This is a genomic window from Pseudoalteromonas sp. TAE56, assembly GCF_000497955.1.
GTDB lineage: Bacteria > Pseudomonadota > Gammaproteobacteria > Enterobacterales > Alteromonadaceae > Pseudoalteromonas.
Window position 1 is genome coordinate 24,400 of the sequence record NZ_AUTN01000100.1, and the last position, 14,582, is coordinate 38,981.

13 protein-coding genes are annotated in these 14,582 nt (G+C 38.8%); 10 read left to right on the forward strand and 3 right to left on the reverse strand.

Annotated elements, in window-relative coordinates; all coding sequences use genetic code 11:
• Nucleotides 1-41 precede the first annotated feature (41 nt).
• The 3 genes from L656_RS0110245 to L656_RS0110255 form a co-directional block, all read right to left on the reverse strand.
• Nucleotides 42-1,394 carry a hypothetical protein gene (locus L656_RS0110245; RefSeq protein ID WP_024599138.1) on the reverse strand — a complete coding sequence of 451 codons (1,353 nt, stop codon included), beginning with the start codon at nt 1,392-1,394 and terminating at the stop codon, nt 42-44.
• A 104-nt stretch (nt 1,395-1,498) separates the two neighbouring features.
• On the reverse strand, nt 1,499-4,081 hold the full coding sequence (locus tag L656_RS0110250) for a TonB-dependent receptor plug domain-containing protein (RefSeq protein WP_024599139.1): 2,583 nt from the start codon (nt 4,079-4,081) through the stop codon (nt 1,499-1,501).
• Nucleotides 4,082-4,699: 618 nt separating this feature from the next.
• Nucleotides 4,700-5,125, reverse strand: a complete 426-nt coding sequence (locus L656_RS0110255; RefSeq protein ID WP_024599140.1) for a hypothetical protein — start codon at nt 5,123-5,125, stop codon at nt 4,700-4,702.
• A gap of 339 nt (nt 5,126-5,464) precedes the next feature.
• Here L656_RS0110255 and ccoN point away from each other — a divergent pair, with 339 nt between their 5' ends.
• The 10 genes from ccoN (at nt 5,465) to uspE (ending at nt 14,467) form a co-directional block, all read left to right on the forward strand.
• Nucleotides 5,465-6,898: a cytochrome-c oxidase, cbb3-type subunit I gene (gene ccoN / locus L656_RS0110260; protein WP_007585649.1), complete on the forward strand. Its 1,434-nt coding sequence runs from the start codon at nt 5,465-5,467 to the stop codon at nt 6,896-6,898.
• Between the two features lie 12 nt (nt 6,899-6,910).
• Nucleotides 6,911-7,585: a cytochrome-c oxidase, cbb3-type subunit II gene (ccoO, locus tag L656_RS0110265; RefSeq protein ID WP_024599141.1), complete on the forward strand. Its 675-nt coding sequence runs from the start codon at nt 6,911-6,913 to the stop codon at nt 7,583-7,585.
• A 5-nt stretch (nt 7,586-7,590) separates the two neighbouring features.
• On the forward strand, nt 7,591-7,776 hold the full coding sequence (locus tag L656_RS0110270; RefSeq protein ID WP_010554061.1) for a cbb3-type cytochrome oxidase subunit 3: 186 nt from the start codon (nt 7,591-7,593) through the stop codon (nt 7,774-7,776).
• Nucleotides 7,773-8,807: a cytochrome-c oxidase, cbb3-type subunit III gene (gene ccoP / locus L656_RS0110275; protein WP_024599142.1), complete on the forward strand. Its 1,035-nt coding sequence runs from the start codon at nt 7,773-7,775 to the stop codon at nt 8,805-8,807. The genes L656_RS0110270 and ccoP overlap by 4 nt, the downstream gene beginning before the upstream one ends.
• 148 nt (nt 8,808-8,955) lie before the next feature.
• Nucleotides 8,956-9,447: a FixH family protein gene (locus L656_RS0110280; protein ID WP_024599143.1), complete on the forward strand. Its 492-nt coding sequence runs from the start codon at nt 8,956-8,958 to the stop codon at nt 9,445-9,447.
• A gap of 7 nt (nt 9,448-9,454) precedes the next feature.
• Entirely contained in the window at nt 9,455-11,830 is a 2,376-nt protein-coding gene (locus L656_RS0110285) for a heavy metal translocating P-type ATPase (RefSeq protein WP_024599144.1), read from the forward strand.
• The gene (gene ccoS / locus L656_RS0110290) at nt 11,827-11,994 is read left to right on the forward strand and encodes a cbb3-type cytochrome oxidase assembly protein CcoS (RefSeq protein WP_002963071.1); all 168 of its coding nucleotides are present in this window, start codon (nt 11,827-11,829) and stop codon (nt 11,992-11,994) included. The genes L656_RS0110285 and ccoS overlap by 4 nt, the downstream gene beginning before the upstream one ends.
• Nucleotides 11,987-12,658, forward strand: coding sequence for a sulfite exporter TauE/SafE family protein (locus L656_RS0110295; protein WP_024599145.1), 672 nt, complete (start codon nt 11,987-11,989; stop codon nt 12,656-12,658). The genes ccoS and L656_RS0110295 overlap by 8 nt, the downstream gene beginning before the upstream one ends.
• A gap of 41 nt (nt 12,659-12,699) precedes the next feature.
• Nucleotides 12,700-13,446 carry an FNR family transcription factor gene (locus L656_RS0110300; RefSeq protein WP_024596435.1) on the forward strand — a complete coding sequence of 249 codons (747 nt, stop codon included), beginning with the start codon at nt 12,700-12,702 and terminating at the stop codon, nt 13,444-13,446.
• Between the two features lie 94 nt (nt 13,447-13,540).
• Nucleotides 13,541-14,467 (forward strand): universal stress protein UspE, encoded by a 927-nt coding sequence (gene uspE, locus L656_RS0110305; protein WP_024599146.1) that lies wholly within the window; start codon nt 13,541-13,543, stop codon nt 14,465-14,467.
• Nucleotides 14,468-14,582 lie beyond the last annotated feature (115 nt).

The window sequence follows — 14,582 nt, forward strand, 5'->3', positions numbered from 1 at the left end:
AAGGGACTGATTTTATCAGTCCCTTTTTTAATTACTAAAATTCATTTTTTGGAGTAGATAAGCTCAATATTAACGATTTTACTTCGATTTAACGTTATTTTATAGCGTTGATAAAGTGTTCTATCTTCCTCGGTTAGCACAAGCACCATGTTAAGTTGGTAGCGCCGTTCAACTGCCTGTTTAGATATTTTATTACTGTCTAAATGATATAACTTCCCTTCACCACGTTTTAAATAACGCGCAAATGGCGCAAGACTAAATTGTAGCGTTTGCTGCAGTGTATCGTACCCAGGTAAAAATTCTTTCGCGCTTACCCGTGTCTCACTTGCAAAGTGTAGCCACTGCGCAGCTTGTTTATTTTGTTGACGACGTTTTGAAAATATAGATTTTACTTCTTTAGGGATTTTTTTAAAGCGTGTGTATTCAAGCCAAATTAGCTGACTCGCTATTTTGTCTTTAGTAATACTATTTTTAAAACTAAATCTCCACTTAGGTCGCCCTTGTACAATAGCTCGCCAAATCATACGCGTAATATCTTCTTTAAATATTTCACGTAGCCCGTAAATAACCCCTAAAATTAAAATAAGCGTCGCGGTGACTTCAGTAAACGTTGAGCGGGCATTAAGTATAACAACCATCACGAATGCCATGATAACTGCCGTTACAGTACCCTTAACTAATCGCTTAAGGTAGCTATTAAGAAACCGTGTTTGGCGCTGTAATATAACGCCATGCTCAATCAAGCGTTGCAGCAAGCGCATTTTATTTGTTATTCGATTAGCGTCTTGCATTGTGGTTTCAGAATTATAGTTTTTGTCAGCCCGGTACGCATTTTCGTTTTTACAAAACTGCATTAAATCGTTACGCTCTTTTGCATAATCGCTACTACGTGGGCCTTCATCTAAAAGCTTTAAAAATGATTGCTCAACATGCCAACTTAAATAGTTATCAGCATTGGTAAAAAATGGCAGTAGTTTTTCATCATCTGGCGTATAGCGACGCAGCTTTTTTAGAAGTCCTTCACTTTGTTCATATACTTCGTTAGCGCGTTTATAAAAGTCTTCTGCTTCATCAATTTTTAACGCATCTTTAATATCGGCATCAAGGGCTAAACGTACTTGGTAACAAAATAAATTAAGGTTTTGACGATAATCTTGCTGCTCACCTTTGTTTTTACTCACAAAACGGCTTCGTACTAAAGGCAAGTGTATGTTGTTAGCGTTGTAGGCTAAATGTGATTTAAAGTGGTTATTAAAGTAAGATTCTTCGGTGAGCGTTTGCGGATTAATCCCCATTTCATTAGGGATAGAAAAATACAGATCTATGCGCTGTTCAGAACGAGGAGTAAGCTCTGGTTCAATGACAAAAGATAAGTTTTCATCTTGTTTTAACAATCAGTTCTCCTTCTAAAATATCGTTTTAGTGTACTTGTCTCCTTTGTTTTGTTCAATAAAAAAGGCTCAGTAAATACTGAGCCTTAATACGATTAATGTGCTAGTTAAAATTTAACGTTTACACCAGCAAATACACGACGGCCAAGTACATCATATGTGTACGGGTCAGTATTAGAATCGTTGTTACCTGAGTAGTATGGTGGTTGCTTATCAAATAAGTTATTTACACCAGCAGTTAACGAAACCATTTCACTGATAAAGTAAGAACCGCTCACATCATGGTAAACAACAGATGGTGTTGTTGGTGCATAACATGTAGATTCTTTACCTAAACAGCTGTAGCTATCCATTCCTGCAATGTAACGTGCTTTGTAGTTAGCAGACCAAGCATCACCTTTAACATCAAGCTCAAAGTTTGCTTTTACGTCAGCATAACCACCGATACCAGAAGTAATTAAACCAGCGTAATCAATACTTGATTCAATAACATCAACAGTGTACTCGTCAAGGTAAGTAACATCTAATGACGTATTCCAAGCAAGACCAGCTAAATCAAATTTGTAATTTAAGTTTAAGTCATAACCTTTTGTTTGCTCATAACCTACGTTTTGTAGTTGGTTATTAAACGCGATACGACCTGTGCTTTGGTTAAAATCGATATTTGCTGAACTACAAAGTGCTGTTGATTGATTCGCTAAAGAACCATCTGATGCAAGACATGAATCAACAATGTATTGGTTGTTTACTGTAGCAATAGCGTTTTCGATTTCAATGTCGTAGTAATCTAACGTCATTGAGAAACCTTCAAACCATTCTGGTTCGTAAACTACACCAACGGTAACTGTATCAGCTAATTCAGGTGTTAATTCATCATTACCACCAACGGTTACTTCAGCCTGATCTTGTGCGCCTGTAAAGCTAACTTGCTCATAAGATGGAGAATCACCTGAGTATAACTCAGCAACTGTAGGAGCACGGAAAGCTGTAGAGCGAACACCACGGAACATTAGTTCGTCGTTTACACGCCAAGTTAAACCTAGTTTCCACGTTTCATCAGAACCAAATGTGCTGTAATCAAAAGCACGAATCGCAGCGCTTAATTCTACATTTTGTGCTAAGTAAGCATCTGCTACTAAAGGAATAGCAAGCTCAAGGTATGCTTCGTTTACATCAAAACGACCGCTTGTTGCATCAACACGTGGGTCATTCGCAAGACCTTGTGAAGTGATCGAATCTGGTGTGTACCACGCTTTTTCTTCACGGCGTTCAAGACCTGCAGCAAAACCTACAAAGCCCGCAGGTACTTCCATTAACTCACCAGAAAGCGCAGCTGTAATCATAAATAATTGACTGCCGCCTGAGTTTTGCTCAGTGTAAACATAGTCACTAAAGCTACTGCTTGACCATGAAGCTTGTGAAAGTGGGTTAAAGTTACCAGCTTCAATTTCGCTTTGAATTGAACCCATATTGTGAAGGTTGCTTAAGCGATCTACTGAGTCATTACGACCAAAAATAACTGATGTATCCCACTCTAAGCCATTATCTAAATAACCTGCAGCACCGATAACAGAACGAACTGTATCAACTACTTGAGATGAGTCACGTGTACCAGTGTCAACCATACGGCGACCGTAAGAAACTTCATCACCGTAGTTAATATTTTGGTCAATTAAAGAATCGCCCATCCAGTCTGCGTAGTCAAAGTCGAACCATACTGGTTGTGGCGCTAATTGCTGCTCTGACCAACGTTTTGAGTATGTAAACTCAGAGTATAAACGCGTGTCATCAGTTAAATCAAAGCTACCAATACCAGTAAGGTTTAAACGACGCATTGGCGTGTATAAGTAGCTAGATTGAGAATAGTTGTAGGCATCACTAGTACCAAAGTCGTGCCAACCATTATCAGCCTGACCTTGCAAAGATTCATCACCTGACCAAACATGGCCATTAGGAGTGTAAGAAGAACCAGAACAGTATGGAGCACTGCCATCGCCATCTTCAGTTAATGGACAATCAGAAAAGCTACGATCAGCCTGAGAAGCATCGCCACGGTCTGTGTACTGTAAACCTATTACAACGTTACCACGACCGAAGTTTCCACCCATTGTAATATCAAAAGACGTTTCATCTGCATCACCTTCAGTAGTGATTGCTGATTTAACATTAAGGTCTAAACCTTCAAAGTTATCTTTTAAGATAATATTTACAACACCCGCAACAGCATCAGTACCATAAACAGCAGATGCACCATCTTTAAGTACTTCAATATGCTTGATCATAGATACCGGTATAGTATTCAAATCAACTGTAGAAGCAGCGCCTGTACCTGAGTTAATCATACGGCGGCCGTTTACAAGTACTAAAGTACGTTGTGAACCTAAACCACGCAAATCAATAGATGCATTACCACCAGAACCATTATTGATACCTGGGTTTGTCATTGCGCCGCCTGTAGCGGTCATTTTTTGTAGTACAGAATCTACTGATACAGCGCCTGAAGCAGCGATATCGTCAGCACCGATTATAGTAACTGGGCTAGCGGTTTCCATATCTGCGCGCTTAATGCGAGAACCCGTTACTTGAATTTTTTCGATTGCTTGTGCTGAGTCTTCAGCAGCTAGAACTTGCACACTTGAGAACATTGGAAATGCTGCAATTACAGCTAAACCAAGAGTTGATTTTTTCATGAAAGAACCCTACTTGTTGGAAATTTACCTTTATTGGTAATGCTCACTTTTTATTAGAATAGTGAGTCAGGTGGGCAACTTAGGCGCTTTTAACTGAACGAAAACTTAACGGAAGCTCAATTTATATCAAGCAATAATGTGGATAAACCATTTTAGGTACATAGGTTACATTATGTTTCAGTGTTAATTAATAAATACACTTTAAAAACAAAAGCATGAGAAAACACAGAAACATTAGAAACACACCTGAAACCAAAGTGATTCACTTTGTAATCAAATGTAATTGATTGAGCTATGTACCAAAAACAGACAAATTAACAACTTAATCACAGCACATTATTAAAACCGCAAAACTAAATGTTAATTAATAACCATATTTATGCATACTTGGTGCTTAAATAGTCTTATTTAGCCACTTTGGAAAGTTTTTTGATTAGATTTTTATTCAGTCGCAATTAAAGTTGAACTTTTTGAGAGCACTTATTTATCATTGAAGTTTATAAGTCTCAAAATCTAAAAAATAATTTAATTGATCTAGTCACTCAAATAATCGTATGTATGAGAAAGCAAATTCACACCAAAAATGTACGTTGTATACAGAAGCTTGCAGTCGCTACTTCAATACGTTACATAAAAAGAGTAATTTAGTGTTTGTATTAAAGAGGTTGTATTATCTTTGACTGTTAGCTCTAAATTCCAGAGCATATTTTGCTCAGAACAAATGCCAACCATGGTATTGCTCTGCCACAGGCCATTATGTTTTTTAAATTGCTGAGGAATGTAACCCATATACATAGTAATGCCTTTGAGCTTGGCATCTTCAATTGTAATATTTGTTGGTAAATCACTAAAAATAGTAAATGGGGTTTCGGGAGAAAGAGTTTTCTCGCTTAACCATACTTTAACATCATTTGAAAAAGTACAAGGCAAATTGGCTGTGCATGTGGCATTTTTTAGAAATTTTTCATCTGTATTTTTGGAAAAATCACACGCTGTTAATAAAAAAAACACCGCGATGAATAAACTTAACCTATATATAAGCATAACAATTTCGCACTAAAGAAAAGCAAATACTAATAATCGCGACTGCAAATAACAAGTGTGAGTGTTACTATTAAGCCAAATTAGGCACAAACTGTATCAAAAAATAAACAACAAGCTCACAAACATTGATTGATGTCATAATTTTATGTAATTGACCTATCTTTTTTAGGCCAAAAAATTTATCATTTCACCCGCAAAAAATAAGGGTTTCTCAAGTTTTTTTTCTGAAGCTTTCATGTATTGAAAGTTTTAGATAACACGCTTGAGAAAATAGTAGGCCCCACTTTTAAAGGTGGGTAATTCATTTCTAAACGCATTTATTGCAGCGGAAGCCAGAAAATGAGCCAAACAGTAGCATCACAAACTGAGTATAACTATAAGGTTGTACGCCAATTCGCTATTATGACAGTGATTTGGGGCATCGTTGGCATGAGTATTGGGGTTCTGATTGCTGCCCAATTAGCTTGGCCAGCACTTAACTTTGATACACCATGGTTAACTTACTCTCGACTACGTCCGTTACACACGAACGCAGTAATTTTCGCATTTGGTACCAGTGCACTTTTTGCGACGTCTTATTACGTCGTACAACGTACTTGTCAAACGCGTCTTTTCTCAGACAAACTCGCCGCCTTTTCATTTTGGGGCTGGCAGCTAGTTATTGTATTAGCAGTAATTACATTACCACTTGGTATTACTAGCTCAAAAGAATACGCAGAACTTGAATGGCCAATCGATATTTTAATCGCTGTGGTTTGGATTGTTTACGCTATTGTATTCTTTGGTACTTTAATTAAGCGTAAAGTGTCGCATATTTATGTTGCTAACTGGTTCTACGCTGGCTTTATTATCACTGTTGCAGTACTTCATATTGTAAACAGTATGGCAGTGCCTGTGTCGTTAACTAAATCATATTCAATCTATGCGGGTGCGGTAGATGCTATGGTTCAGTGGTGGTACGGTCATAACGCTGTAGGTTTCCTACTTACTGCTGGTTTCTTGGGTATGATGTATTACTTTGTACCAAAACAAGCAGGTCGCCCAGTTTACTCATACCGTTTATCGGTAGTTCACTTTTGGGCTCTAATTTCATTATATATCTGGGCTGGTCCTCATCACCTTCACTACACAGCGCTTCCTGATTGGACGCAAAGTTTAGGTATGGTTATGTCTATTATCCTATTCGTACCGTCTTGGGGTGGTATGATCAACGGTATTATGACGCTATCTGGCGCGTGGCATAAACTACGTACCGATCCAGTACTTCGTTTCTTAGTTGTTTCATTATCTTTCTACGGTATGTCTACGTTTGAAGGTCCTATGATGGCAATTAAATCTGTAAATGCGTTATCTCACTATACAGATTGGACAATCGGCCACGTACACTCAGGTGCACTAGGTTGGGTTGCTATGATTTCAATTGGTGCTATCTACCACTTAATTCCTGCGTTATTCGCGCAAGGTCGTATGTATAGCGTTAAATTGGTTAACACCCACTTCTGGTTACACACTGTAGGTGTTGTTTTATATATTGTTGCAATGTGGATCTCTGGTGTAATGCAAGGTCTAATGTGGCGTGCAGTAAATGCTGACGGTACATTAATGTACAGCTTTGTGCAGTCTTTAGAAGCGTCGCATCCTTTCTATATTATGCGCTTTGTAGGCGGTGTATTCATCGTAACAGGTATGTTAGTTATGGCTTATAACGTTTACCGCACTATTTCAGCTGAGAAAGAATCTCTGAAACTAGACGCGCAAGCACAATTAGCATAACGGAGTGAGATGATGAGCAAGAAAAATTCGCAAAACAAACATGAAATAGTAGAAAAGAACGTTGGCCTTATGGCTATTCTGACTGTTTTTGCTATTAGCTTTGGCGCACTAGTTGAGATCACTCCGCTAATGTTCCAAGACGATACAACTAAACCAGTAGAAGGCCTACGCCCTCTTAATGCTTTAGAAATGGAAGGCCGTGATCTTTACGTGCGTGAAGGTTGTTCTAACTGTCACTCACAAATGATTCGTCCTTTTCGTGATGAAGTTGAGCGTTATGGTCATTACTCTGTAGCCGGTGAATCTGTTTGGGATCACCCGTTCTTATGGGGTTCTAAGCGTACTGGTCCTGATTTGGCTCGTGTTGGTAAGCGCTACTCGGACGACTGGCACTATGCTCACTTAGTTGACCCACGCGCTGTGGTTCCTGAGTCAAACATGCCAGGCTTTCCTTGGTTAGCAGAGAATACGGTTGATACCAGCCTTACTCTGAAAAAACTACAAATTTTCCGTGATACTTTTGCTATTAACCCAGAAAACCCAAAACATCCGGGTTTAGGTTATGGCAGCGACGAAGAGCTTCAAGCTGATGTTGATAAAGTTAATGCTATGAATGACGGCAAAGGCGCAACAGAAATACAAGCTCTAATCGCGTATTTACAGCAACTTGGCACCCACTTGAAGTAAAAATTATGGATTACGGAACATACAGAGGCATTTTGACTCTGGTAATTTTAGTATTGTTTATTGTGATTGTTGCATGGGCATATAGTAAGCGAAGCAAAACCCGTTTTGATAGCGCAGCTAATGCCATTTTCGAAGATGAAAAAAAACATGACAACACACTCTCTAACGAGGAAAAGGAGTCTGAAAAATGACTAGCTTTTGGAGTATTTGGGTTATTGTATTAACCCTTGCATGCTTATGCATCATCTTTGGCCTATTAGTTTGGAACTTAAAAAACTATGCTGGCGTAAAAGAAGGTGAAAGCTGTGGACATGAATTTGACGGCATTGAAGAGCTAAATAATCCACTACCAAAATGGTGGACTTACATGTTTTTCGCAACTTTTATTTGGTCAGTATATTACCTTGCAGCTTACCCAGGTTTAGGCAACTGGGAAGGTTTGGGTAAATGGACGAGTTCTAACCAAGGTATTACGTCTTTAGCTGAATCTAAAAAAGCAGTTGCAGAGGCCAAAGCAGAAGGTCGCTTTGTTAAGCTTGATAAAGAGTATGAAGCTGCAGAAGAACGCTTCGGTCCTATTTTTAATAAGTTGGCACAGGTACCGATTTTAGATTTAGTTAATTCTAAGTTTGAAGGTGATGCAGCGCAGCAAGTTGCTCTAGAAAATGGCGACAAACACGAGCAAACAGATGGTCAATTAGCCATCGAAATTGGTCAGCGTTTGTTCTCACAAAACTGTGCGCAATGTCATGGCTCTGATGCGCGTGGTGGTACCGGCTTTCCTAACCTAACTGATAAAGATTGGTTATATGGCGGAACACCAGACAAAATTAGAGAAACACTCCTTAATGGTCGTATAGCTGCAATGCCAGCTTGGGGCGATGCTCTTGGTGAGCAAGGCGTTAAAGAAATGACAGCACATGTGCTAAGCCTTTCTGGCCGTACTGTTAACCAAAAAGATGCAGCAGCAGGTGCAGCTAAGTTTGCAATGTGTGCCGCATGTCACGGTGCTGACGGTAAAGGGTCGGTTGCACATAACCTACCATTTGGCGCGCCTAACCTGACAGATAACATTTGGTTATATGGTGGTTCTCAACGTGCAGTTGAAGAAACACTTAACCATGGTCGTGCTGGTGTAATGCCTGCATGGAAAGACATTTTAGGTGAAGAAAAAATTCACTTATTAACAGCCTATGTTTACAGTTTATCGCAAGATAAATAAGCATGTGGTTAATAAAATGTTTATAAATTAATTTATTTAATTCAATAGATTAATCCAGATCAAAAAAGCCTCCACTGTGAGGCTTTTTTTTAGTCTTTTACGTATAAATCCTATAAAATAAACCTCCCTAAACTAATTTAGAGCAACTATGCAACCTACTCCGTGGTATAAGAATTTTTGGCCTTGGTTTTTAATCTTTTTTCCGTTAGTGGCCATTATTGGCTGTATTAGCCTATTTATTACGGCAATAGGTAACGGTCCAGATATGGTTGTTGACGACTACTACAAAAAAGGTAAAGCAATCAACTTAGAACTTACTAAGTTTGAAAAAGCAAAAGCGCTTTATCTGCATGGCGGATTAAATGTAACCAATGAGCGCGTAAGCTTTAAATTTACAAAAGGCGACAGCAGCAATGTGCATGTATTAAAACTCTCTTTTTACCACCGCACAATTAAAGCACATGACTTTACCGCTACTCTAACCCCTAATGCCAATCAAGAATTTACAGCACTACTTGATAAGTACACACCAGGTGCCTACTCAGTATTTATTGAGCCTATAGATGGCAGTTGGAAAATGAAAGAAAATATAACGTTACCAACCGAACAAACTGTTTTAGTTACTCCTAATTATAAGTAGTATAACTATGTCTAACTCTTGTTTTCATTGCCTTGAAAATGTGCCAAACGGATTTAGTGCAAGCGTTATAATTGACGATAAAGCCCAGCCAATGTGTTGCATTGGCTGCCAAGCTGTTGCACAAAACATCGTTGACCAAGGTATGACCGATTACTACAAATATCGGACCGTACGTGCAGGTAAAGTGGAACAATTGGTACCCGAGCAACTCGCATTTATAAAAAGTTATGACAACGAAGACATTCAAGACGAATTTATAGCCACTAACGATAATATCTCAGAAGTATTACTGAGTGTCGAAGGTATAACCTGCGCCGCTTGTGCGTGGCTTATCGAAAAACAACTATTAAATTTAATCTCAGTAAAACGTGTTGATGTAAACACATCCACTAACCGCGCTATGATCCAATGGGATAAAACCAGCACCCCATTAAGCGAAATAATTACTGCGCTTGCTAAGATTGGTTATAAAGCCTACCCGTTTCAAGCCGATACTGAATCCCAACAAAAGCAACAAACAGCAAAAGCCTATATTCGCCGTTTAGGTGTTGCCGGTTTAATGACCATGCAAGTAATGATGTTTGCATTTGCCATGTACTTTGGCATGTTTTCAGGCATGGACAGTAATTTTGAGCAGTATTTTAGATGGATCAGCTTAGTACTGGCCTCACCAGTTATTTTATATAGTGCTCTGCCCTTTTTAACCAACGCTATAAATGGCTTAAAAGCAAAACAGCTCAATATGGATTTACCTGTATCACTGGCCATTTTTGGCGCATTTGGTGCAAGTTGTTACGCCACATTTATGCAAGTCGGCGAAGTGTATTTTGAATCTGTGTGCATGTTTACCTTTTTACTGTTGTTAGGTAAATATCTTGAATTTAGAGCGCGTTTAAAAGCGAGTGAGTTTACTGCCAACTTACAAAAACTATTGCCATTAACAGCCCGCACCATTAACGAAAGTGGCGAAGAGCTTATAATTGCAGCCAAAAAACTAAAACTTAATGACGTAGTACTTATTAAAGCGGGTGAAACGATTCCTGCCGATGGCGAACTAATTAAAGGTAAAACCACCGTTGATGAGTCAATGATGACGGGGGAGCATCAACCTGTAACTAAATTTATTGGTCACAATGTTTATGCTGGTTGCGTTAACCACGACGGCGTTATTGAAATAAAAATTAATAAAATTGGCCAAAATACACTTTTGAATCAAATAATACGCCTGCAACATAACGCATTAACCAAGCGCCCTAAACTAGTTGAAATTACTGATAAAGTTGCGCAGTGGTTCATAGCTTGTTTGCTTGTATTTGCTTCACTTACAGCGATCGGCTGGTACCAAATTGATCCTGAGCACGCATTTTGGATCACCATTTCGGTTTTAGTTGCTACCTGCCCGTGTGCGCTGAGTTTAGCGATACCCACCGCGCTTACATGTGCAGTGGCAACACTTACTCGAAAAGGCGTATTAATAAAACAAGCACATGTGCTCGAAACACTCTCACAAATCACTTTATTTGCATTTGATAAAACAGGCACACTTACGCAAGGTAAATTTAGCCTTGATGAAGTAGATATAATCGATAAAAAATATACAAAAACGCAAGTGCTAGATATGGCAGCCATGCTAGAGCGTTATTCTGAGCATCCTATTGCCAGCGCATTTGATGAAATCACGCCCGTTCATAATACTCTTGATAACGTTGAAGTACATCCAGGGCTAGGAATTAGCGCACAAGATGCAACTCATCATTACGCAATTGGTAAAAGTGGCTGGTTTGATAGCAAAAAATCGAATGCACAAGCAAGCTTATATATAAATAAACAAGTTGTTGCACGTTTTTACTTTGTTGATAAAGTAAAAAGCGATGCGAAAAAGCTTATAGAGTCTCTTCAATCGCAAAACTTAACGTGTCATATGTTGACCGGTGACGCGTCAGATGCAGGGCAAAAAGTAGCTAAACAGCTTAAACTTGAAAGCGTACAATCAGGATGTTCCCCACAGGATAAACAAACCGCAGTTGAGCAATGGTCTTCACAAAGCGAAGTGGTTGCTATGGTCGGTGATGGCATAAACGACAGCCCAGTATTTGCCAGCGCGCATTTATCAATTGCTATGGAAACCGGTGCTGACATATCAAAAAATAGCGCTGATGTAGTGCTTCTTAATAGCGATTTAGCCTCCATTGGTCATTTACTTAATGTTGCCAAACAAACCAGACGTATTATTAAACAAAATCTTGCGCTGTCTTTATTGTATAATGCTTCCATATTACCATTGGCAGCGCTGGGCTTAGTAGCCCCATGGATGGCTGTTATTGGCATGTCTGCCAGCTCAATTATTGTGATTAGTAATTCACTAAGGCTATTAAAGTTATGAGCATAATTTACATTTTGATCCCTATTGCCATTTTATTTGTCATTATTGCTATTGGCGTATTTTTTTGGGCCGTAAAAAGTGAGCAGTTTTCGGATTTAAACAAGCAAGGTCATAGTATTTTGTTTGAAGACGACAAAGAGCAACATAATAAAAGTAATGATTGACCCTCTTTATACCAGCGCATTTTTAATGGGCCTAATCGGTAGCGGTCATTGCATTGCTATGTGTGGCGGTATTGCAAGCTCATTACAACTGGCTAGTGACAAACGCAAAACATTTACCTATTCATTTGCCTATAATGTTGGACGAGCCCTTAGCTACATGGCAGCAGGCGCACTTGTTGCAGGAATTAGTAGTCAATTTGCTAGGCAAAACACCTCCTTTTCATTAGTACTTTCATTCATTGCTGCTATTTTTATGCTCCTCGTTGGCGTGTATATAATGCGCTTGGGCCCTACTTTGCAGTGGTTAGAGAAAATTGGTAAAACCTTGGTGTGGCAACACATTGTTAAACTAAATAAATATTTAATGCCTATCAACTCTCCTTTTAAAGCCTTAGGTTACGGTGCTTTGTGGGGCTGGCTGCCTTGTGGTTTAGTATATTCAGCGCTTACATGGGCGATGACTAGTCCTAGTGCTTTAGATGGTGCTTTAGTTATGCTTTGCTTTGCTCTGGGTACTTTTCCCGCGATGATCACGTTAGGCGTTGCAGCGCAAAAACTAAATACTATTATTAACCATCCATGGACCCGAATTGTATTAGGCAGTGTTATAATTTGGTATGGTATCTACTTATTGATTATTGCAACCGACAAGTTGGTACATTAATCTACACAATGTCGTGAATAAAAATTTAAACGGATTAAATTATGGATTTCTCTCAAAGCCGTACTAAAGGTAATTGTGCTATTAGCTGTAATAACTGCAGTATTAGTCAATTGTGTTTGCCATTTTCACTTAATGGCCAAGAAATGGACAAGCTAGACGAAATTATTGAGCGAAAAAAACCTCTCCATAAAGGCGACTACTTATTTGAATCAGGCGCACCTTTACAGGCTATTTATGCGGTACGTTCAGGCTCATTTAAATCGTACACATTATCAGAGCGAGGTGATGAGCAAATTACTGGTTTTCATTTAGCTGGCGATCTAGTTGGTTTTGATGCGATAAATAAAATGACTCATCCAAGTTTCTCACAAGCACTTGAAACGTCAATGGTTTGCGAAATCCCATTCGATACTCTTGACGAACTATCAGGGAAATTACCTAAACTTCGCCAACAAATAATGCGTTTAATGAGTAGCGAAATTACTTACGATCAAGAAATGCTGTTACTACTCAATAAAAAATCAGCAGAAGAGCGCCTAGCTAGTTTTATTTATAACTTATCTGAGCGCTTTGGTGAGCGCGGTTTTTCGCGTAAAGAATTTAGATTTACGATGACTCGCGGTGAAATAGGCAACTACCTAGGCCTTACTGTAGAAACTATTAGTCGTTTATTAAGTCGTTTTCAAAAAGCAGACTTAATTAAAGTAGAAGGTAAATTTATTACAATTTTAGATAATGATGCCTTGGCTAAAACAGCGGCAATTGTTAAGCCACGTCAAATTAAATAGTTTGATTTAGAACAACAATTTATATGCTACCCCTTTAACTGTTTTATATTTACGTTACACTAAATGTACACCCGTTATGTAAATGGAGTAGCATATGAACACTATTAAACGCATTATTGCGGTTATTGACCCTACCAAAGACGATCAACACGGCTTAGCACGTTCAATAGATTTAGCTAAAAAGTCTGGCGCAAGTATTACCGCTTTTATGACGGTTTACGACTTCTCTTACGAAATGACAACCATGCTATCAGGCGATGAACGCGAAGCAATGCGTGACGCTGTACTAAAAGATCGTGAGCTATGGCTAAACGATTTAGTCTCTCCTTACAAAGATATAAATATTGAAACCCAAGTGGTTTGGCATAATCGCCCTTACGAAGCCATAATCGATACTGTAATTGATGAAAAGTACGATTTAGTAATTAAAGGCACACATCAACATGGTGCACTTAAATCCGTTATTTTTACCCCGACCGATTGGCACTTAGTACGCAAATGCCCCGCTCCGGTTTTATTTGTAAAAGAAATGGCATGGCCTGCTAACGGTAATATTTTAGCTGCTGTAAATGCAGTTAGCGAAAATGAAGAGCATGTAGCACTTAATAAACGCGTTATTAAAGACGCACAATTTTTATGTGAACTTGCCAACGCAAAACTTAATTTAGTTAATGCTTATCCTGCAACGCCCATAAATATCGCAATCGAAATTCCTGAGTTTAACCCGGGGCTTTATAACGAATCAGTTAAAAAACATCATCATGAATCAACCAATGCACTTGCTGCAGAGTTTAATTTAAACCCAGAGCAATGTTTTATTGAAGAAGGCCTGCCAGAGGATGTAATCCCTGATGTAGCGAAGCGGTTAAATAGCGAATTAGTTGTTATTGGTACCGTTGGGCGTACCGGCTTAAGTGCTGCTCTTGTAGGTAACACAGCAGAGCATGTAATTGATAGCCTAGACTGTGATGTACTGGCACTCAAACCCGATGGTTACGTGAGCCCACTTGCAAAAAACTAGATTAACCAAAAGATTTTTAGCAAGTAACAGCTCATATACTACTTGCTAAAAATACCGTGTTTAAATTGCTTTTAATTACATCCTAAACTCGCATATTCAGGTGGTTTGGGTATAA

Bases quoted from the DNA above. Each gene is read 5' to 3' on its own strand.
- L656_RS0110255 (WP_024599140.1), bottom strand. From the start codon at position 5,125: ATGCTTATATATAGGTTAAGTTTATTCATCGCGGTGTTTTTTTTATTA.
- L656_RS0110250 (WP_024599139.1), bottom strand. From the start codon at position 4,081: ATGAAAAAATCAACTCTTGGTTTAGCTGTAATTGCAGCATTTCCAATG.
- uspE (WP_024599146.1), top strand. From the start codon at position 13,541: ATGAACACTATTAAACGCATTATTGCGGTTATTGACCCTACCAAAGAC.
- L656_RS0110295 (WP_024599145.1), top strand. From the start codon at position 11,987: ATGATTGACCCTCTTTATACCAGCGCATTTTTAATGGGCCTAATCGGT.
- ccoS (WP_002963071.1), top strand. From the start codon at position 11,827: ATGAGCATAATTTACATTTTGATCCCTATTGCCATTTTATTTGTCATT.
- ccoO (WP_024599141.1), top strand. From the start codon at position 6,911: ATGAGCAAGAAAAATTCGCAAAACAAACATGAAATAGTAGAAAAGAAC.
- L656_RS0110300 (WP_024596435.1), top strand. From the start codon at position 12,700: ATGGATTTCTCTCAAAGCCGTACTAAAGGTAATTGTGCTATTAGCTGT.
- ccoN (WP_007585649.1), top strand. From the start codon at position 5,465: ATGAGCCAAACAGTAGCATCACAAACTGAGTATAACTATAAGGTTGTA.
- ccoP (WP_024599142.1), top strand. From the start codon at position 7,773: ATGACTAGCTTTTGGAGTATTTGGGTTATTGTATTAACCCTTGCATGC.
- L656_RS0110270 (WP_010554061.1), top strand. From the start codon at position 7,591: ATGGATTACGGAACATACAGAGGCATTTTGACTCTGGTAATTTTAGTA.
- L656_RS0110285 (WP_024599144.1), top strand. From the start codon at position 9,455: ATGTCTAACTCTTGTTTTCATTGCCTTGAAAATGTGCCAAACGGATTT.
- L656_RS0110280 (WP_024599143.1), top strand. From the start codon at position 8,956: ATGCAACCTACTCCGTGGTATAAGAATTTTTGGCCTTGGTTTTTAATC.